Below are 20,089 nucleotides of genomic sequence, written 5' to 3'. Positions count from 1 at the left end.
GGAATGCTGGTCCGAATCGATCCGAGCTCCAGCGTGCCGCTGGCCGAACAGGTGGCCGGGTCCCTGCGGCGAGCACTGGCTGAGGGAACTCTGGGTCCGGGCGACCGCCTACCCGCCGCCCGGGAGGTGGCAAGACTCCTGGGCATCAACATGCACACGGTGCTGAAGGGTTATCAGCTCCTACGAGAGCAGCGACTGATCGATCTGCGGCGCGGCCGCGGAGGTGTGGTGATCGCCACGCCCGGGGAGGCCCGGGTCAGGGAAGCCGCACATCTGTTGATTGCTGCCGCTCACGAGGCCGGGTTGTCGGAGGCGGAAACCGTCGCCTTGGTGCGAGCGGGCTGGGCGGCCCGCGTGGGCGCGTCTTCCGCGTCCGCGTCGTCGCCGGATCGGGAGGGCCGAAGCTGAAGGGTCGCCCCCAGGGGCATGCAAAGCAGCAGCAGTCCGGCCCACATGGCCATCGCGAAACTCCATAGGCCCATCATCACGGCAATGGAGAAATGGAAGATGACACCGGCCGTAAGCGTGAAGAAGCGGACGCGCTGCGGAAGCAGCAAGGTGGCGGCCAGGGAGATTTCGACGAACAGCGGTGCCCAGGTCAGGGCAGCGACGCCGACAGGGTTGGCCAGCACGGGTCCGACGAGGGTGTGCAGCCAACCGGGAACACCGAAGGCCAGACTGTTCCCCCAGTACCACATGCCTGTCCCGTCCGCCCATTCAGCGTGCGGCAGTTTGGACACCACGGCCTGGAAATACACGAACGACATCTGCAGGCGGACCACGACCAAGGCGCTGACGCCGGCCAGCACCCAGCCGGGTCGGGTGTGCGCGTCGGGTTCGGGATGGCCCCAGTGCCAGCGGCGTCGATCGCCGAGCGCGGGCACGGCCAGCAACAGAGACAGCACGGTGGTGAGCTGGTCACCACCGTCGGTGATCGCGATGCCGGTGAAGGCGCTGAAGCTGACGTAGGCATGCGGAAGCGCGGTCAGCCGGGGGCGCCATCCACTGGCGGCGACGAGCAGCATCACCACGCATGCCCACCGCATCCAGTCCAGGTGGCCGGCAGAGACCTGGCAGAACGCACCCCCGGCCTCCACCCCTTCGCATGAGGGGTTGTCACCGCTGTAGGCCACTGGCCGGAAAAGCGTCGCGGAGTTACTGAAGGCGAGGGTGGCGGCGGTGCCCAGCGCGAGCAGACTGCGGGATGCGCCGTAGACGTTCGTCCAGGGGAGAGGGAGGCGGGTCAGCATGCTACGTCCAGGACGGTGAGGCGGTCGGGCGTGTGGGTGGCATGAATCAGGTTGCGCCAGGCGAAGGGGACGGGTTTCTGCTCGACAAGAGCGGTCCGGCCGCACAGAGTCGGTTCGGGGACGCGGTTGCTCACCGTCGCGGGCGGTCCCGCCCGGTGCAGGCAAGTGTCAAGGTCACGGCCGCACTTGTTCCACGTCACCTTCTGGGCCTCTGCGAGCAGCAGCGCCATCTCGATGCCCTGGGAGCGCGAGCGGCGATTCAGCCCGAATGCATTGCGCGGTGCCCCGTGAGGAGCCATCAGAACGTTCGTCCAGGTGCCGTCGCGCCACGCGTACGGCTGTAATTCGTCATCGCGGGGCGACTTGGTGAAGAAGCCCCATCCCTGTGGAGCCAGCCGGTTGACGGTCGTCGCGGCCTCGTGCTGCCCTGGCAAAGTGATCGTATTCGACGGCAGGTGGACCTGCGCCACATAGAGCCCGAGTACTGCCCAGACGCCTCCTGCCGACACCACCCATCGACGTGCGACGCCGACGGTGACTTGCGGCGTGTCCACCTTGAGCGGTAGTCGCTGGACCCATCTCTTCAGCATCGCTCCCCATTTCACGGGCGATGGGCCGCACCGCCGGCACGGAGCGGCCCACCTTCGGCGGTCAGATCGCTCGCAGCTGTTCCGTGAACCTGGCGATCTGTTCTTCCTCGCTCAGCGACCCGGTGCCGCTGCTCGACGAGCCCCACCAGAAGTTCAGCTCGAAGAGCACATTGGCCTGGGTGGCGAAATTGAGCCCCGCCACTACGTTCGCGAGGTATCCGACGTTCGCGTACGCGATTGCGTTGAGGGCGGCAAAGCACTTGCCGGTGCCTGTCCCGTCGTCCTTCTGGATCTTCGCGACCTTGTTCAGCTCGTTAATTCCGTTTTCGAAGGCCTTTTGGACCGTGTACGGATCACCGCTGCGTATGTCCTCGGAGAACCTGGCGAAGAAGTCCGGCGAGGACTTGTCGATCACCGCGGTCAGGGCAGCGATCATTTTGCGCCGATCGGGGGTGCCGTTCTTCTTCAGTTCCCCGGTACGGTCCCCCATGAAGGCTTCGCTGTTGATCAGTTTCTTGCCGATCGGCCCCTGACCGAAGTACAGACCGGAAAACAGATCTCTGCCGTCTGCCCTGGCGTCCACGACGTCGGCTGCCGACACCGTCGATGAGGTGCCGGCAGCCGAGGCCGACGTCTGTGCCACCGTGGCAACGCCGCCGGCCAGAACGGCCGCCGCGGCCACGGAAGCCAATAATCCTCTCCTCACGTCACATGCCTTTCTGACTCGATCCGCTGTTTCAGATGCCACAAAAAACGATAGGTGGACACTCGTCACCGTCGTCAACAGGCTTCACTAATCATTGAATAACGGAGGGACTGGATCCCTTTATGGAGCAGGTGCGGAGACAATCGTGGCCACAATGATCAGCGTCGATTCAGAGTTTTGACGCACGAGTGGTGGCGAGTGCTTCCGCTTGCGCCGCCGCCGTGTGGGGACCTCCACGGGTCAGCCCGCTGACGCCCCGGTGGTGTGCGTGACTCATGTCCTCGCGACCGGGCATCCCACATCGCGCCCGGAACAAGCAACTTGCCGGTTTTCGCCACACGACGGACACGTCCCGTTCACGCGCCTGAACGCATGTCCATGTCACGCTCCCGATTGCCCGCTCATTCAACCCGCGTAGAACGGACACCCCCCGATGCCCGTCAGCCCCATACGCCCGCGCCGTTGGAAGTCCCTGGCGCTCGCCGTCTCCACCGTTCTGGTCGGTCTCAGCGCCCCCGCGCTGACCGCGACCCCGGCCGCGGCCACGACGACCGCGTACGACACGACGTACTACAAGAACGCGGTCGGCAAGACCGGCACGAGCCTCAAGTCGTCCCTCCACACGATCATCAGCAGCCAGACCAAGATCTCGTACTCCGCGGTCTGGAACGCGCTCATGGCCACCGACCAGGACCCGAACAACAGCAACAACGTGATCCTGCTGTACAGCGGCACCTCGCGCGCCAAGTCTCTCAACGGCGGCGACACCGGCGACTGGAACCGCGAGCACGTGTGGGCCAAGTCCCACGGCGACTTCGGCGAGGCGACCGGGCCCGGCACCGACCTGCACCACCTGCGTCCCGCGGACGTCCAGATCAACAGCATCCGCGGCAACAAGGACTTCGACAACGGCGGCAGCGCGGTCAGCGGCGGGGGCGGCAGCCTGACCGACTCCGACTCGTTCGAGCCGCGCGACGCGGACAAGGGCGACGTGGCCCGCATGATCCTCTACATGGCCGTCCGCTACGAGGGCGACGACGGCTGGGCCGACCTGGAGCCCAACGAGAAGGTGAACAACGGGAGCAACCCGTACATCGGCAAGCTCTCCGTACTCAAGGCGTGGAACGACGAGGACCCGCCGAGCGCCTTCGAGGAGAAGCGCAACCAGGTCATCTACGACAGCTACCAGAAGAACCGGAACCCGTTCATCGACCATCCGGAGTGGGTCGAGGCGATCTGGTAGCAGGGGGAAGCCGCTGAACTCCCCACGGACTGTGGGGAGTTCAGCGACCGAAGGGTTGGTTGGTCAGAGTGCGTTCTGTCCCACGTCGAGCCGGTCGATCCAGCCGCCGAGGGACTCCCAGCCCGACCAGCCGTTGCTGGGCGCGGTCTGCCACTTGTGCCACAGGGCCTGATCCGCACCTCGGGCGAAGATCTCCAGCCTGCCGTCGTTGTTCTGACTGACGTACAGATCGTCGATCCAGCCGCCGAGGGATTCCCAGCCGGACCAGCCGTTACTGGGCGCGGTCTGCCACATGTGCCACAGGGCCTGATCCGCACCTCGGGCGAAGATCTCCAGCCTGCCGTCGGCGTTGCGGGCCGTGGTGAGCTGGTCGATCCAGCCGCCGAGGGACTCCCAGCCGGACCAGCCGTTACTGGGCGCGGTCTGCCACATGTGCCACAGCGCACCGTCGGACCCACGGGCGAAGATCTCCATCCGCCCGTCCGCGTTGCGGCCCGTGGTCAGCCGGTCGATCCAGCCGCCCAGGGACTCCCAGCCGGACCAGCCGCCGCCGGGTGCCGTCTGCCACTTGTGCCATACGGCCTGGTCCGCGCCGCGTGCGAACACCTCCAGGCGTCCGTCCGCGTTGTGTTCGACGCTGATCATGTCGACCCAGCCGCCGAGGGACTCCCAGCCCGACCAGCCGCCGTTGGGCGCGGTCTGCCACTTGTGCCATACGGACTGGTCGGCGCCTCGGGCGAAGATCTCCATCCGGCCGTCGTTGTTCTGCGCGACGCACAGATCGTCGATCCACCCGCCGAGGGATTCCCAGCCGGACCAGCCGTTGTTCGGAGCTGTCTGCCACATGTGCCACACGGCCTGGTCGGCGCCCCGGGCGAAGATCTCCAACCGGCCGTCCGCGTTGCGGCCGTGGGTGATCATGTCGACCCAGCCGCCCAGGGACTCCCAGCCCGACCAGCCGTTGTTCAGGGCGGTCTGCCACTTGTGCCACACCGCCTGGTCCCCGCCGCGAGCGAAGATCTCCATACGGCCGACCGCGCTCTGCGAGGCGTCCCGTACGGCCGCGCCGACGTTGAGGAACCTGCCGACCTCCTTGGCCGGGTCCGGGTCCGGGGCGACCGGGGTGCCCGTGGCGCGCAGGATCCGGCGTACCTCGGCGTGGGAGAGACCGGGATTCGCGGCCAGCATCAGTGCCGCCGCACCGGCCACCTTCGGCGTCGCCCCCGACGTACCGCCGAAGCCGTTTCGGTACGCGGAGTCTGAGTCGCTGTCGCAGGTCAGGTCGTGCGAGCTGTCACCGGGGGCGCAGACGACGATCCGGGAGCCGTAGTTGCTGAACCAGGCGCGCCGGTTGACCGAGGCGTCGTACGCCGTGGCGCCGACGAGGATCGAGCCCGTCTCCGGGATCGGCGAGCCGTCGTCGCCCACAGCGGCGTCCCGGTCGCCGTTGCCGGCCGCCACGCACACGACCACGCCCGCGGCGATCGCCGTCCTGATGGCCGCGTTGACCGACGGCACCTGCTCGTAGTTGCCGAAGGCACCCGTCTGGACCTCGAGGATCACGACCTTGCGCCGGCCGCCGCTGTCGGTGGTGCGCACCCAGTCGATACCGCGCGCCCAGGGGTTGCCGCCGAGGCCCGGGCTGGTGCCGGAATCCGCCTGGACCGGCCACAGCGTGGCGTCGTACGCGATGCCGGCCATGCCGAGGCTGTTCGTCGAGGCGCCGCTCAGCCCCATGACCGCGGTGCCGTGGCTGACGGAGCCGCCGTGGGTGACGTCGGTGGTGCCGTCGAAGGAGTTGAACGTGCGGGCGATGTTCGGTGCGAGATCCTGGTGCGAGGTGCGGTAGCCCCAGTCGACGTCGCCGATCACCACGCCGCGGCCGGTGGAGCGTTTCCACGCCTGGTCGACCCCGCAGCGGAAGACGTACCACTGGTTCTCCAGTCCCGTGGCCGTGTCCACGACCACGGTGCCGCTCGTCCCCACCAGGGGCTCCGTCAGCGGACCCGCCGGGGCGAGTGTTCCCGCGCCCGCGGTGACCGTCGGCGGCAGCGCCGTGGGGACGGCGATGGCCCGCTGGACCTCGGGCAGCGCGTCCAGGCGCTGCGCGATCTCGACGGTGTCGGCGTCGTCGGCGAAGTGCAGCGTGAGGAACCGCGCGAGATGCGGCGTCTCGTGGCCTTGCGCGGCCGCGTTCGCCTGGACCGCGGTGGCCTCCTCCAGCGTGATCTCGAACGTCGGCTCCGCGGCGACGAGGTTGTTGGCCTCCAGGATGCTGTTGAAGTCGGTGAGCGGTCCTTCGGTGAGGCTGCGCACCTCGGCGGGCGCGCCCTCGCCGCGCTCGGCGAGCGCCGGGGTGACGCCCTCGCGGAACTCGACCTCCACGACTCCGGCTTCGTAGGACGCGCCGTGCGGGGAGATGCCCTCGGGGCCGCCGAAGCGGGGCAGCGGGGAGTGGCCGTCGGCCGGCTCCGCCGAGGGGCCGCCCGCCGGGGGTGTGCCGCTGCGGCGCTCCGGTTGGGCCGGCTCCTGGCGGCCGGACATGGCGTTGGCCGGTGTCGGCATCGCCGCCCCGGAGGGACCGGGCATGCCCGGTGCCGGCATCCCGTCCGGCTGGCCTGAGGCGGGCGTCGGGTTCATGCCGGGCGCCTGCATGCCTCCCCGCTCGGGGCGTGCGGAGGCCGCCTTGCTGCCGGGGCGCGGCATGTCACCGGCCCGGTCGGCGGGCGTCCCGGACGTCGAGGGGACGGGCATGCCGGAGGTCTCGGGCGAGGACTTGTACTGCCCGTTGTCGGCGTCGGATCGCTTGCCGTGATGTGCCATGGCTCCTCCGAGGGATGAGCGGAAACTGCCCTTGGGCAGGGCGAACACGGGTGACACAGGGAGAGTTCGGATGACGTGAACAGGGGGCGAGTTCGCGTCCTCGCGTCCGGGAATGGTCACGGAACCGTGTGGCGCTGCTCGCCACCTCACAATGTGCACATCAGCACACGAATCGACAGTACCGCTGTTCGCGCCGTCCTGCGCGCGGTGGGCCGCACCCAGCCCCGGCGACCGCGGGTGCGCGCCTCAGCCGCCCAGATGCGTAGCCGCGAACATCCGCAGCACCACCGGGAGAACCACCACCGAGGGCCCCGGTGACGCCAGCGCCTTCGCCAGATCCTGCTCCAGCGTCTCCGGCGTCGTACGGACCCCCGGGACCCCGAACGACTCCGCCAGCGCCACATAGTCCGGCCGCGTGAGTTCCGTCGCCGTCGGCATCGTCTCGCCGAAGGCGTCCGTCATGTACTCGCGCAGGATGCCGTAGCCGCCGTCGTCGACGATCAGCCAGGTGACGTTCAGGTCGTACTGGCGGGCCGTCGCAAGCTCGGCGATGGAGTAGAGGGCTCCTCCGTCGCCCGAGACCGCCAGCACCGGGTGGGTCGGGTCCGCGGCGGACGCGCCCAGGGCCGCCGGGAAGGCGTAGCCGAGGCCGCCGGCGCCCTGGGCGGAGTGCATGGTGTTGGGGCGGCGGGCGTCGAAGGCGGACCAGGCCCAGTAGGCCAGGATCGTCATGTCCCAGAAGGACGGGGAGGCGGACGGGAGCGCTCGGCGTACCGACGCCAACACGTCCTGTTCCAGGGTGAGTTCCTGGGACGCGATGCGTTCCCCGACCCGAGTAAGCAGCTCGCTCACGCGCTCCGGGGCGGATGAGTCCGCACGCTCCTCCACCGTCTCCAGCAGCGCCTGCAACGCCAGCCGGGCGTCCGCGTGGATGCCGAGAGCCGGGTAATTGGACTCCAGCTTGCCCAGGTCCGCCTCGATCTGGATGACCCGGCCGCGTGGCTTGAACGTGTGGTAATTCGAGGACAGTTCGCCCAGGCCCGAGCCGACCACCAGCAGGACGTCCGCGTCCTCCAGGAAGTCCGTGGTGTGGCGGTCCTCCAGCCAGGACTGGAGGGAGAGGGGGTGCGTCCAGGGGAACGCGCCCTTGCCGCCGAAGGTCGTCACGACCGGTGCCTGAAGTTTCTCCGCCAGCTGGCGCAGCTTCTTCGACGCGTCCGAGCGGACCACTCCCCCACCCGCGATGATCGCCGGGCGGGCCGCGTGCGACAGCAAGTCCGCTGCCACCGCCGTCAGTTCGGGGCGCGGGGGCAGCTCCTCGGGGAAGGTGTCGCCTCCCGTCACCATCGGGATCGCCGTCTGAGCCAGCAGCACGTCCTGCGGGATCTCGACCCATACCGGTCCGTGCGGAGCCGTCAGCGCCGACTTCCAGGCCTCCGCGACGGCGGACGGGATCTGTGACTGGGTGCGGACCGTGTGGACGGACTTGACGACACCCCTGAATGAGGCCGACTGGTCCGGGAGTTCGTGCAGATACCCGTGCCGGCCGCCGCCCAGCCCCGCCGTCGGGATCTGGCTGCTGATCGCCAGCACGGGGGCGGAGGCGGCCGCGGCCTCCTGGAGCGCGGCCAGGGACGTCAGCGCTCCCGGGCCCGTGGACAGCAGCAGCGGTGCCGCCTCGCCCGTGATCCGGCCGTACGCGTCCGCCGCGAAACCGGCGTTGTTCTCCACCCGCAGGCCGATGTAGCGCAGGTCCGAGCGGCGCAGCGCGTCGAACATGCCGAGCGCGTGCTGGCCGGGCAGGCCGAAGACCGTCGTCGCGCCCAGTCCGGCCAGCGTCTCCACGACCAGGTCTCCGCCGTTGCGCCCGGGGGGCGGGTTCAGGGCGGCTGAGGTCTGGGCGGCCGTCGGACGGAGCACCAGGTCGTGGTCGTGAGTCACTTCGCGCGGGCCTTCGCAATCTGGCGGGACATGATCGTCGTCAGTTCGTACGCCGTGTGGGATGCCGCCACCGACGTGATCTCCGCGTGATCGTACGCGGGGGCCACCTCGACGACGTCCGCCGAGACCAGGTTGCACCCAGCCAGGCCCCGCAGGATCTCCAGCAGCTCGCGCGACGTCATGCCGCCCGCCTCCGGGGTCCCCGTGCCGGGTGCGTGCGCCGGGTCCAGGCAGTCGATGTCTATGGAGATGTAGAGGGGGCGGTCGCCGATGCGCTGGCGCAGCTGGTCGGCCACCTCGTCGACTCCGCGGCGCATCACATCCGCCGACGTCACTATGCCGAAGCCCAGCTTCTCGTCGTCGGTCAGGTCCTGTTTGCCGTACAGCGGGCCGCGGGTGCCGACATGCGACAGCGCCTCCGTATCCAGTATGCGTTCCTCCACCGCACGCCGGAACGGAGTCCCGTGCGTGTACTCCGCGCCGAAGTACGTGTCCCAGGTGTCGAGGTGCGCGTCGAAGTGCAGCAGCGCCACCGGGCCGTGCTTCTTCGCCACGGACCTCAGCAGAGGCAGCGCGATGGTGTGATCGCCGCCGAGGGTCATGAGCCGCGCGCCCGTCCCCAGCAGGTCGTCCGCCGCCGCCTCGATCGTCTCCACGGCCTCGTTGATGTCGAACGGGTTCACCGCGATGTCCCCGGCGTCCGCCACCTGCGCCAGCGCGAACGGGGACGCGTCCTGCGCCGGGTTGTAGGGGCGCAGCAGCCGGGACGCCTCGCGGATCGCGTTGCCGCCGAAGCGGGCGCCCGGCCGGTAGGAGACGCCCGAGTCGAACGGCACCCCGACCACGGCGACGTCGGTGCGGCCGACCTCGTCGAGGCGGGGCAGCCGTGCGAAGGTCGCGGGGCCGGCGTACCGCGGGATGCGGGACGAGTCGACCGGGCCTCGGGGCGGCGCGCTGCTGCTCATGGACCTGCCTACTTCCTCTTGCCGCTCATGGAACTGCCTTCTTCCTGCGTGCGCTTCGTCATGTGTGCTTCGTCATGTGTGCACCGGTTCGGACGCCGGTTCGACGGTCTTCCCGGCGAGCCGCTCGCGCCAGGCGGCCAGTACGGCGGCGTCGGTGGCCGGAGTCGCCAGGGAGACGACGAGGTACGCGGCCAGGGAGGACAAGAGGCCGTAGTAGACGGGCTCGTTGGCGAGGATGCCGTAGGACGCCATCAGCCCGATGACCGCGAGACCGCCGACGATCACGGAGGCCAGGGCACCCTGCACCGTGCCGCGCTTCCACAGCAGCCCGCCGAGGATCGGGACGAGCAGGCCGCCGACGAGCAGGTTGTAGGCGACGGTCAGCGCCTCGACGACGTTGTTCAGCGCGATGGCCGTACAGATCACCGCCACGCCCATGACGAGGATGAAGGCCCGGTTGCCCCTGACCTCGTCGTGCTCCTCGCCATCGCGCTTCACGGCTCCCCGCAGCCGCGACCAGATGTCGTTGTTGGCGACGGTCGCGCAGGCGATCAGCGCGCCGGACGACGTCGACATCACGGCGGCCAGTGCGGCGGCCAGCACCAACCCCCTTACGCCGACCGGCAGTTCGTCCTTCACGATGGTCGCGAAGGCGTCGTCCGCGTTCGCCAGCTTCGGGTAGAGGACCTTGGCCGCCGTACCGATGACGGCGCCGGCGAGGGCGTAGACGAGACAGTACGTACCGGCGACCGTGCCGCCCCACTTCGCGGTCGTATCACTGCGCGCCGTGAACACGCGCTGCCAGATGTCCTGGCCGATGAGCATGCCGAAGGTGTAGATCAGCACGTAGGTGAAGATCGTCTCGCCGCCGATGCCCAGCGGGTCGAAGTACGCCGTCGGCAACTCGTCCCGCATCGCGCCGAAGCCGCCCGCCTTGACGACGGCGATGGGCAGCAGGAGCAGCAGCACGCCGATCGTCTTCACGACGAACTGCACCATGTCCGTCAGCGTGATCGACCACATGCCGCCGAGCGTCGAGTACGCGACGACGATCGAGCCGCCGAGGACGATCGCCACCGTGCGGTTCATGTCGAAGAGGACGTCGAAGATCGTGGCGTAGGCGATGGTGGACGTCACAGCGAGCATCAGCGTGTACGCCCACATGACCACGCCGGAGATCAGGCCCGCCCGGCCGCCGTAGCGCAGGTCCAGCATCTCGGAGACGGTGTAGACCTTGAGGCGGGCGATGCGGGCCGAGAAGAAGACGCTCAGCGCGAGCAGGCCGAGGCCGATGGTGAAGACCATCCAGGCGCCGGAGAGGCCGTACTGGTAGCCGAGGCCGACGCCGCCGATGGTGGACGCGCCGCCGAGGACGATCGCCGCCATGGTGCCGGAGTACATGGCCGGCCCGAGACGCCGGCCCGCCACCAGGAACTCGCTCTTCGACCTGGCGCGGCGCATGCCCCACCAGCCCATGGCCAGCATGCCTGCCAGATAGACGACGATCACTGCGTAGTCGACGGCCACGGGGCCCTCCTTCACTCGGTGTCGCCTGCGGGTGACGAGCACCGACACTAGGTGGCCGGAAAGCGACTGCGAAGTGTACGTTTCATCCATTCAGGCCGCTCTGAGTGGAGGGAACGTCCATAATGTCGGACCCTGCCGTCCCTCCCACCCCACCGGTCCCGCTGGCCGCCCTCCTGGCCCGCGAGGACCTCGCCCTGCGGCAGATCGCGGGGCCGGCCGATGGGGACATCGTCATCCACTGGGCGCACACCTCCGAGATGGCGGACCCGTACCCGTATCTGCTGGGCGGCGAGCTGCTGCTCACGGCGGGTGTGCACATCCCGGAGGCGGCGGGCTCGGGCACGTACTTCGACGACTACGTCTCCCGGATCGTCGCGGCGGGCGGCGCGGCCCTCGGCTTCGGGGTGGCGCCGGTGCACGACACGGTGCCGCGGGCGCTGGTCGCGGCCTGCGAGGCGTACGAGCTGCCGCTGCTGGAGGTCCCGCCGCAGACCACCTTCTCCGGCGTGGCCCGTGCGGTCTGGCAGCTGATGGCCCAGGCCCGCCACACCGAACTCCGCCGCGTCACGCAGGCCCAGCAGAGCCTGGCCGCCGCGGCCTCCCGGCCGGACCCGATCCCCTCCGTCCTGCGCCAACTCGCCCAGCGCATGGGCGGCCGGGCGGTGCTGTACGGGGCGGAGGGGGCGGACATCGCGGCGGCGGGACCGGAGCTGGAGGAGGAGGTACGGCGGGCGTTGGCGGAGCTGACACATGTGGTCGCCGGTCGCTCCTCCACCACTGCCACCGACACCGTCGCCGGCATCCATCTCGCCGCCTACGCCCTCGGGGCCGGCCAGGGTTTCGTGCTCGGGGTGGCCACCCCGAGCCGCGAGCCCGGCGACCACACCATCGCCTCGGTCGCCGCCGTGCTGCTGGCTCTGCTCACCGGCGAGCACCAAAGCGGTACGGGGGCGGCCAGATCCTCCGCGCTGGTCCGATTGCTGCTGGGCGCCGCGCCACAGGCGGTCGCGTCGTTGCTCGGCGGGGAGCGGTGGGTCGTCGTGCACGCCCGGCCGGACGCCCACGCCCCCGACACCGTGGCGGCCTCCGCGCTCGGCGCGGCACTCGGCTCCCCGCTGGTCGACCTCGGGCGGGACGTCGTACGCGTGCTCATCCCGGCCGATGGCCCGGCTGACGGCCCTGCCGATGGCCCGTCCGATGGCCCGGCCGGTCGTGAACCCGGCCCGCAGCCCGGCTGGACCCTGGGCGTGAGCGCCGCCGTCGCCCCGCCCGAGTGGGCGTCCGCCGACGCCCAGGCGGCCCGTGCCCTGGCCCGCGCCCGGGCCACCCGCACCCCGCTGGTCCGGCACGGCGCCCGCCCGGCCCTGGCCGACCTGATCCCCGAGGAAGAGGCCGAGGCACACGCCCGTACGCTGCTCGCGCCCGTCGTCGCGGTCCCCGCGCTCACCGAGACGCTGCGCACCTGGCTGTCCCTGCACGGCAGTTGGGACCGTACGGCGGTCGCGCTGTCCGTGCACCGCAACACCGTGCGGCAGCGGATCGCCCGGTGCGCGGCCCTGCTGGCGGCGGACCTGGACGACCCGGACGTACGCATGGAGCTCTGGTTCGCGCTGCGACGGCTCTGAGTACCCCAGGACCACCGGGAACCACTAGGGCCCACCAGGGATCACGGCACCACGTGACGCGCGTCCCAGCCGTCGGGACGACAGGTGATCCCCACAGGCCTCTGCTCCACAATGGTGAGCATGCCGATACCCGGGACACCCAGCCGCGCCGAGCTCATCGCCCACCTTGTGAGGACCCGTATCGCGGGCGATGTCGCCACCCCCCGTGAGAACAACCTCTCCCACTACCGCCAGCTGGCCAACGGCGTCCGCAACTTCTGGCTCGGCCTGGAGCTCGGCGACCGCTGGGCCGACGAGCAGGACGTGCTCGCGGTGATGGCGGAGCGGGTCGGCGTCAGCGACGACCCCGAGTACCGGTACGGCCAGGACACCATCGACCCCGATCTGACGGTGGCCGGCCTGGAGCGCCTGGCGGCCCGGCTGCGCAAGGCGGCCGACGGCGAGCAGCGGGTCCTCTTCGCCACCGGCCACCCGGGCGGCCTGCTCGACGTGCACCGCGCCACGGCCGCCGCGCTGCGCGCCGCCGGCTGCGAGATCATGGTCATCCCGGAGGGCTTGCAGACGGACGAGGGATACGTCATGCAGTTCGCGGACGTGGCTGTCCTGGAGCACGGCGCCACGCTGTGGCACACGCACTCCGGCGACCCGATGAAGGCCATCCTCACCGCCCTGGAGAGCGAGGGCCGGCCGCTGCCCGACCTGGTCGTCGCCGACCACGGCTGGGCGGGCTACGCCGGCCGGCACGGCATCGACTCCGTCGGCTACGCCGACTGCAACGACCCGGCCCTCTTCATCGCCGAGGCGGAAGGCACCGTCCAGGTGTCGGTCCCGCTCGACGACCATGTGGTCAGCCCGCGCTACTACGACCCGATGACGGCGTACCTGCTCAACGAGGCGGGACTCGCCTAGCCATTGAGCTTCTGGCGGGGCACGCGGACCACGCCCTCCTGGATCACCGAGATCGCGAGCTGTCCGTCCTGCGTGTAGATGCGGGCCTGGCCGAGGCCACGGCCGCCGTACGCCGACGGCGACTCCTGGTCGTAGAGCAGCCATTCGTCGGCGCGGAACGGGCGGTGGAACCACATCGCGTGGTCGAGAGAGGCTCCCACGACATCCCCCACGGCCCAGCCGCCGCGGCCGTGCGCCAGCAGGACCGAGTCCAGGAGCGTCATGTCGGAGACGTACGTGGCGAGGACGATGTGCAGGAGCGGTTCGTCGATGGCGCCTTCGAGCTTGCCGTGGGTGCGGAACCACACCTGGGAGTGCGGCTCGCGCGGCTCGCCGAATCTGCCGAACGGCGGCTCCTCGGCGTAGCGCAGGTCGATCGCCGCGCGTGCCTCGATGTACTTCTCGACGACCTCCGGGTCGAGATGGTCGTATCCGCGCAGCTGCTCCTGGGTGGTGGGCAGGGTGACGGGGTCCGGCGCGGGCGGCATCGGGGCCTGGTGTTCGAGGCCGTCCTCGTACGTCTGGAAGGACGCGGAGAGGTGGAAGATCGGCTGCCCGTGCTGGATCGCGACCACGCGGCGGGTGGTGAAGGAGCGGCCGTCGCGGATGCGGTCGACGGTGTAGACGATGGGCGCGCCGGGGTCGCCGGGGCGCAGGAAGTACGCGTGCAGGGAGTGCGCGGGCCGGTCCTCGGGGACCGTCCGCCCGGCGGCGACGAGCGCCTGGGCCGCGACCTGGCCGCCGAAGACCCGGGGGATGACGGCTGCCCGGGACCGGCCGCGGAAGATGTCCTGCTCGATCCGCTCCAGGTCGAGCAGATCGAGCAGGGACTGTAGTGCCTGGCTCATGAGTCAGTTGTACCGGGCAGTAATTTCGCCGGCCTTACAGACCCGTGTCACAGGCCCATGTCCTTCGCGATGATCGACTTCATGATCTCGCTGGTGCCGCCGTAGATGCGGTTGACGCGGTTGTCGGCGTACAGGCGGGCGATCGGGTACTCGTTCATGAAGCCGTAGCCGCCGTGCAGCTGGAGGCAGCGGTCGATCACGCGGTGGGCGACCTCGGTGCAGAACAGCTTGGCGCTGGCGGCCTCGGCGGGGGTCAGCTCGCCCGCGTCCAGGGCTTCGAGCGCGCGGTCGGCGACGGCCTCGGCGGCGTCCACCTCGGCCTGGCAGGCGGCCAGTTCGAACTTGGTGTTCTGGAAGGAGGCGACGGACTTGCCGAAGACCGTGCGCTCCTGGACGTACTCCTTGGCGAACCGGACGGCGGCCTTGGCCTGGGCGTAGGCGCCGAAGGCGATGCCCCAGCGCTCGGAGGCCAGGTTGTGGCCGAGGTAGTAGAAGCCCTTGTTCTCCTCGCCGAGGAGGTCCTCGACGGGGACCTTGACGTCGACGAAGGCGAGTTCGGCGGTGTCGGAGGTCTTCAGGCCGAGCTTGTCGAGCTTGCGGCCGATGGAGTAGCCCTCGGACTTGGTGTCCACGGCGAACAGGGAGATGCCGAAGCGGCGGTCCTCGGCGGTGGGCGTGGAGGTGCGGGCGCAGACGATCACGCGGTCGGCGTGGACGCCACCGGTGATGAAGGTCTTGGAGCCGTTGAGGACGTAGTGCGTGCCGTCCTCGCTGAGCTTGGCGGTGGTCTTCATGCCCGCGAGGTCGGAGCCGGTGCCCGGCTCGGTCATCGCGAGGGCCCACATCTCCTCGCCGGAGACGAACTTCGGCAGGAACCGCTTCTTCTGCTCGTCGGTGGCGAGCATCTTGATGTACGGCAGGCCGAGCAGCACGTGCACACCGGAGCCGCCGAAGGAGATGCCGGCGCGGGCGGTCTCCTCGGATATCACGGCCTCGAACTTGTACGAGTCGATGCCGGCGCCGCCGAACTCCTCGTCGACGCGGATGCCGAAGACGCCGAGCTCGGCGAGCTTGTAGTAGAAGTCGCGCGGCGCCTGGCCGGCCGCGAACCACTCGTCGTACACGGGTACGACCTCGGCCTCGATGAAGGCCCGGAGGGTCTCCCGGAACGCCTCGTGATCCTCGTTGAATACCGTACGGCGCACTACCGCCACCTCCACGTGCCTCGACCTGTCTAAGCGCTTGCTCATCCAAGGTACCGGCGAGTAAGGAGCCGCGTCCAGGTAACGCTCATCACGCTGTTGGGGCTGCGCGCCCGACCGAAGTCTCTCCCATGTCACAGACGGCCGGGCTGCCTCGTCCAGGTTCCAGAGAGACATTGGGATGAGGAAGGTGATGACCATGCGCGTGTTCGTGGCGGGCGGGACCGGGGCCATCGGGCGACGACTGGTGCCGCAGCTCGTGGCCCGGGGCCACCAGGTGACGGCTACGACGAGGAGCGCGGCCAAGTCGGGCCTGCTGGAGCGGCTGGGCGCCGAGGCGGTCGTGATGGACGGGCTGGACGCGGCGTCGGTCGGCGAGGCGGTGGCCGCGGCCCGGCCGGACGCGATCGTGCACCAGATGACCGGGCTCGCCACCGGCAAGCCCGACATGAGGCACTTCGACCGGTTCTTCGCCACCACCAACCGGCTGCGCACCGAGGGGACGGACCACCTGCTGGCCGCCGCCGAGGCGACCGGCGTGTCCACCTTCGTCGCGCAGAGCTTCGGCAGCTTCAACGGCATCCGCGAGGGCGGCTGGGTGAAGACCGAGGAGGACCCGCTGGACCCGATGACGGGAACGGCGCTGCGACCGATGATCGAGGCCGTACGCCACCTCGAGGAGACGGTCGTCAAGGCCGGCGGCGCGGTCCTGCGCTACGGCGGGTTCTACGGGCCGGGCGCCACCGACGACATGGTCGAGCTCATCAGCAAGCGGAAGTTCCCGCTCGTCGGGCGCGCCACCGGATACAGCTCGTTCGTGCATCTCGACGACGCGGCGAGCGCTACCGTCCTGGCCGTGGAGCAACAGGCGAAGGGCGTGTTCTGCATCGTCGACGACGAACCGGCCCCGGCCGCCGAGTGGCTGCCGTACCTGGCCGCGAGCGCGGGCGCGAAGCGGCCGATGCGGGTCCCCAAGTGGCTGGCCAGGCTGATGGCCGGGGACGTGCCGGTGGTGATGATGATCGAGGGGCGCGGCTTCTCCAACGCCAAGGCCAAGCGGGAGCTCGGCTGGACGCTGCGCTACCCCTCCTGGCGCGAGGGCTTCAGGGAAGGGCTGGCGTGATTCCGGACCGAGGAGTTCGAGGAAGGGTCGGCATGACCCGGACCGAGGAGTTCGAGGAGCTGCGGCCGCTGCTGTCCGCCATCGCCTACCGGATCCTCGGCAGCGTGAGCGAGGCCGAGGACGCGGTCCAGGAGACCTGGCTGCGCTACCAGGCCACCCCGACCCAGCCCACGTCGGTCAAGGCCTACCTCTCGGCCGTGGTCACCCGGATCTCGATCGACGTCCTGCGCTCGGCCCGCCGCCGACGGGAGCAGTACGTCGGGCCGTGGTTCCCCGAGCCGCTGCTGACCGACCCCTACGAGGACCCGGAGCACTCGGCGGAGCTGGCCGACTCGGTGTCGATGGCGGCCCTGTTGCTGCTCGAGCGGCTGACCCCGCTCGAGCGCGCGGTCTTCGTGCTGCGGGAGGTGTTCGGGTTCGGCTTCCCGGAGATCGCGTCGACCGTGGGGCGTTCGGAGGCGGCGTGCCGCCAGCTCGCGGTGCGGGCGCGCCGCCACATGGACGCGGGCCGGCCCCGGTTCGAGGCCGACCGGAAGGACCGCGAGGAACTCGCCGGGCGGTTCTTCGACGCCTTCAGGGAAGGGGATGTCGACGCCTTGCGGGAACTCCTCGCCGCCGATGTGCAGATGGTCGGCGACGGCGGCGGAAAGGCCCCGCAGCTGGCCAGGCCCCTCGTCGGCACCGACAACGTGGCCCGGCTGCTCGCCTCGGTCGCCCCGCTGTTCGTCCGGGTCGGCATCGCGGTGGAACCGCACCGGGTGAACGGCCAGCCCGGCGCGATCTTCCGCGACCGGGACGGCAAGGTCATCAACACCATGGTGCTCGACATCCTCGACGGACGGATCCAGACGATCCGCTCCGTGATCAACCCCGACAAGCTCGGGCACCTGGGTCCGGTGGGGGACGCCTGGGCGGTCGACCGGGAGGTGCGCCAGGCTCGCCGGTCATGACGGCGGACGGCGGCCCGTCCGCTCCCCTACTCCCCCGCCGCCGCTCCGAACGCCCCCCGCGCCATCCGATGCAGCAACGCCGCCGTGACCTCCCGGCCGGGCAGCGCGCCCGGCCGGCCCAGGTGGGGTGTCGAGTTCAGCAGGCCGAAGACCGAGTGGACCGCCGAGCGGGCCGTCGGTTCGGCCAGGTCCGGGTACACCCGGCGCAGTACCTCCACCCACAGCTCGACGTACTGCCGCTGGAGCTGCCGGACCAGCTTGCGGTCGCTGTCCCGGAGGCGGTCCAGCTCGCGGTCGTGCAGGGTGATGAGGGGGCGGTCGTCGAGCGCGAAGTCGATGTGGCCCTCGATGAGTGAGTCGAGGACCGCCTCGACCTCGACTCCGTCGGCCTCCGCCAGTCGCCGCTTGGCCCCCGTCAGCAGCTGGCCGCTGATGCCCACCAGCAGTTCGGCGAGCATCGCGTCCTTGCCGGCGAAGTGCCGGTACAGACCGGGGCCGCTGATGCCGACCGCGGCCCCTATCTCGTCGACACCGACGCCGTGGAAGCCGCGCTCGGCGAAGAGCCGGGCGGCCTCCTGGAGGATCTGCTCGCGGCGGGTGGGGGCGTCGGTTCTGGTGGTCATGAAAGTAATTCTAGACAGGGAGGTTAGCGGTCGTTAACCTGAAGGAAATGGTTAACGCTCATTAACCGTTTCGATCACTGGGTGAATCGCCGGCTGAGGGGACCGAGAATGCAGGATGCAGCGGAGCTGACCAGCGCGGTCGATCCCGCGTCGGAGGCCTGGCGGGCCAATGAACAGGCCCACCTCGCGCTCGTCGACGAGTTGCGCGGCAAGCTCGCCGCGGCCCGGCTCGGCGGCGGCGAGAAGGCCCGCGCCCGGCACACGGCGCGCGGCAAGCTGCTCCCGCGCGACCGGTTGGATGCCCTCCTCGACCCGGGTTCGCCCTTCCTGGAGCTGGCGCCCCTCGCGGCCGACGGGATGTACGAGGGGCAGGCCCCGGCCGCCGGGGTCATCGCCGGGATCGGGCGGGTGAGCGGGCGCGAGTGTGTGATCGTCGCCAATGACGCCACCGTCAAGGGCGGGACGTACTACCCGATGACGGTGAAGAAGCACCTCCGCGCGCAGGAGGTCGCCCTCGAGAACCGGCTGCCCTGTGTCTACCTCGTCGATTCCGGCGGGGCCTTCCTGCCCATGCAGGACGAGGTGTTTCCCGACCGCGAGCACTTCGGGCGGATCTTCTACAACCAGGCCCGGATGTCGGGGGCGGGGATCGCGCAGATCGCCGCCGTGCTCGGGTCCTGCACCGCCGGCGGGGCCTATGTCCCGGCGATGAGCGACGAGGCAGTCATCGTCCGCAACCAGGGGACCATCTTCCTGGGCGGGCCGCCCCTCGTGAAGGCCGCCACCGGCGAGGTCGTCACCGCCGAGGAGCTCGGCGGCGGAGACGTCCACGCGCGCGTGTCCGGCGTCACCGACCACCTCGCGGAGGACGACGCGCACGCCCTGCGGATCGTCCGGACCATCGCCGCCACACTCCCCGCGCGCGGGGCCCTCCCCTGGGAAGTCAGGCCTTCCACGGAGCCCAAGGTGGACCCGTACGGGCTGTACGGCGCCGTGCCCGTCGACTCCCGCACCCCCTACGACGCACGCGAGATCATCGCGCGCGTGGTCGACGGCTCCCGGTTCGCCGAGTTCAAGGCCGAGTTCGGGCAGACCCTCGTCACCGGCTTCGCCCACATCCACGGCCACCCGGTCGGGATCATCGCCAACAACGGCATCCTGTTCTCCGAGTCCGCCCAGAAGGGCGCCCACTTCATCGAGCTGTGCGACCAGCGCGGGATCCCGCTGGTGTTCCTCCAGAACATCTCCGGCTTCATGGTCGGCAAGGACTACGAGGCCGGCGGCATCGCCAAGCACGGCGCCAAGATGGTCACGGCCGTCGCGTGCACCCGCGTGCCCAAGCTGACCGTCGTCGTCGGCGGGTCGTACGGCGCCGGGAACTACTCCATGTGCGGGCGGGCCTACTCCCCCCGCTTCCTGTGGATGTGGCCGGGCGCCAAGATCTCGGTCATGGGCGGCGAACAGGCCGCGTCCGTCCTCGCGACCGTCAAGCGGGACCAGTTGGAGGCCCGCGGGGAGTCCTGGCCGGCGGCGGAGGAAGAGGCGTTCAAGACCCCGGTCCGTGAGCAGTACGAGCGCCAGGGCAACGCCTATTACGCCACCGCCCGGCTGTGGGACGACGGGGTCATCGACCCGCTGGAGACCCGGCAGGTACTGGGTCTGGCCCTGACCGCCTGTGCCAACGCGCCCCTGGGTGAACCCCGGTTCGGCGTCTTCCGGATGTGA

The 20,089-nt window shown here is 70.1% G+C and carries 17 protein-coding genes; 7 read left to right on the top strand and 10 right to left on the bottom strand.

Annotated features, from left to right (window positions below):
* Positions 1-3 precede the first annotated feature (3 nt).
* The gene (locus tag AB0I77_RS00140; protein ID WP_363279972.1) at positions 4-408 is read left to right on the top strand and encodes a GntR family transcriptional regulator; all 405 of its coding nucleotides are present in this window, start codon (positions 4-6) and stop codon (positions 406-408) included.
* Here the strand turns inward: AB0I77_RS00140 and AB0I77_RS00135 are convergent.
* The 3 genes from AB0I77_RS00135 to AB0I77_RS00125 all read right to left on the bottom strand — a co-directional run bounded on the left by AB0I77_RS00135 (position 291) and on the right by AB0I77_RS00125 (position 2,522).
* Positions 291-1,250: a sporulation-delaying protein SdpB family protein gene (locus AB0I77_RS00135; RefSeq protein ID WP_363279971.1), complete on the bottom strand. Its 960-nt coding sequence runs from the start codon at positions 1,248-1,250 to the stop codon at positions 291-293. The genes AB0I77_RS00140 and AB0I77_RS00135 overlap by 118 nt on opposite strands.
* Entirely contained in the window at positions 1,244-1,840 is a 597-nt protein-coding gene (locus AB0I77_RS00130) for an SdpA family antimicrobial peptide system protein (protein WP_363279970.1), read from the bottom strand. Before AB0I77_RS00130 ends, AB0I77_RS00135 begins: the two co-directional genes overlap by 7 nt.
* Positions 1,841-1,901: 61 nt before the next feature.
* The gene (locus AB0I77_RS00125) at positions 1,902-2,522 is read right to left on the bottom strand and encodes a hypothetical protein (RefSeq protein ID WP_363279969.1); all 621 of its coding nucleotides are present in this window, start codon (positions 2,520-2,522) and stop codon (positions 1,902-1,904) included.
* A gap of 457 nt (positions 2,523-2,979) precedes the next feature.
* Between AB0I77_RS00125 and AB0I77_RS00120 the strand changes: the two genes are divergently transcribed.
* Positions 2,980-3,789: an endonuclease gene (locus tag AB0I77_RS00120; RefSeq protein ID WP_363279968.1), complete on the top strand. Its 810-nt coding sequence runs from the start codon at positions 2,980-2,982 to the stop codon at positions 3,787-3,789.
* A gap of 63 nt (positions 3,790-3,852) precedes the next feature.
* Here the strand turns inward: AB0I77_RS00120 and AB0I77_RS00115 are convergent, their stop codons facing one another.
* From AB0I77_RS00115 to AB0I77_RS00100, 4 genes are all read right to left on the bottom strand, one after another.
* Positions 3,853-6,612 (bottom strand): S8 family serine peptidase, encoded by a 2,760-nt coding sequence (locus AB0I77_RS00115; RefSeq protein ID WP_363279967.1) that lies wholly within the window; start codon positions 6,610-6,612, stop codon positions 3,853-3,855.
* 246 nt (positions 6,613-6,858) lie between these two features.
* A complete protein-coding gene (locus AB0I77_RS00110; protein ID WP_363279966.1) occupies positions 6,859-8,553 on the bottom strand; it encodes a thiamine pyrophosphate-binding protein in 1,695 nt (564 codons plus the stop codon).
* Complete coding sequence (speB, locus tag AB0I77_RS00105; protein ID WP_363279965.1) at positions 8,550-9,518, bottom strand: agmatinase; 969 nt, start codon at positions 9,516-9,518, stop codon at positions 8,550-8,552. The genes AB0I77_RS00110 and speB overlap by 4 nt, the downstream gene beginning before the upstream one ends.
* Before the next feature lie 72 nt (positions 9,519-9,590).
* Entirely contained in the window at positions 9,591-11,045 is a 1,455-nt protein-coding gene (locus AB0I77_RS00100) for a sodium:solute symporter (RefSeq protein WP_363279964.1), read from the bottom strand.
* A gap of 122 nt (positions 11,046-11,167) precedes the next feature.
* Here AB0I77_RS00100 and AB0I77_RS00095 point away from each other — a divergent pair, with 122 nt between their 5' ends.
* Positions 11,168-12,670, top strand: coding sequence for a PucR family transcriptional regulator ligand-binding domain-containing protein (locus AB0I77_RS00095; RefSeq protein WP_363279963.1), 1,503 nt, complete (start codon positions 11,168-11,170; stop codon positions 12,668-12,670).
* Positions 12,671-12,790: 120 nt separating this feature from the next.
* A complete protein-coding gene (locus AB0I77_RS00090) occupies positions 12,791-13,579 on the top strand; it encodes a phosphatase (RefSeq protein WP_363279962.1) in 789 nt (262 codons plus the stop codon).
* Here AB0I77_RS00090 and AB0I77_RS00085 read toward each other — a convergent pair.
* Together AB0I77_RS00085 and AB0I77_RS00080 are read right to left on the bottom strand one after the other, a co-directional pair.
* Positions 13,576-14,466 carry an acyl-CoA thioesterase II gene (locus tag AB0I77_RS00085; protein ID WP_363279961.1) on the bottom strand — a complete coding sequence of 297 codons (891 nt, stop codon included), beginning with the start codon at positions 14,464-14,466 and terminating at the stop codon, positions 13,576-13,578. The genes AB0I77_RS00090 and AB0I77_RS00085 overlap by 4 nt on opposite strands.
* A 47-nt stretch (positions 14,467-14,513) precedes the next feature.
* Entirely contained in the window at positions 14,514-15,671 is a 1,158-nt protein-coding gene (locus AB0I77_RS00080; protein ID WP_363279960.1) for an acyl-CoA dehydrogenase family protein, read from the bottom strand.
* Between the two features lie 190 nt (positions 15,672-15,861).
* Here AB0I77_RS00080 and AB0I77_RS00075 point away from each other — a divergent pair, with 190 nt between their 5' ends.
* Together AB0I77_RS00075 and AB0I77_RS00070 are read left to right on the top strand one after the other, a co-directional pair.
* Positions 15,862-16,791: an NAD(P)-dependent oxidoreductase gene (locus tag AB0I77_RS00075; protein ID WP_363279959.1), complete on the top strand. Its 930-nt coding sequence runs from the start codon at positions 15,862-15,864 to the stop codon at positions 16,789-16,791.
* A gap of 32 nt (positions 16,792-16,823) precedes the next feature.
* On the top strand, positions 16,824-17,741 hold the full coding sequence (locus tag AB0I77_RS00070) for an RNA polymerase sigma-70 factor (protein WP_363279958.1): 918 nt from the start codon (positions 16,824-16,826) through the stop codon (positions 17,739-17,741).
* A gap of 26 nt (positions 17,742-17,767) precedes the next feature.
* On the opposite strand, the gene AB0I77_RS00065 is transcribed toward AB0I77_RS00070, so the two are convergent.
* Positions 17,768-18,364 carry a TetR/AcrR family transcriptional regulator gene (locus tag AB0I77_RS00065; protein ID WP_363279957.1) on the bottom strand — a complete coding sequence of 199 codons (597 nt, stop codon included), beginning with the start codon at positions 18,362-18,364 and terminating at the stop codon, positions 17,768-17,770.
* 108 nt (positions 18,365-18,472) lie between these two features.
* Here AB0I77_RS00065 and AB0I77_RS00060 point away from each other — a divergent pair, with 108 nt between their 5' ends.
* On the top strand, positions 18,473-20,089 hold the full coding sequence (locus AB0I77_RS00060) for a carboxyl transferase domain-containing protein (protein WP_363279956.1): 1,617 nt from the start codon (positions 18,473-18,475) through the stop codon (positions 20,087-20,089).

The sequence above is a fragment of the Streptomyces sp. NPDC050619 genome (genome assembly GCF_040654815.1).
In the GTDB taxonomy this organism is placed as follows: Bacteria; Actinomycetota; Actinomycetes; order Streptomycetales; family Streptomycetaceae; genus Streptomyces.
This window is presented reverse-complemented; position numbering and strand designations above follow the sequence as displayed.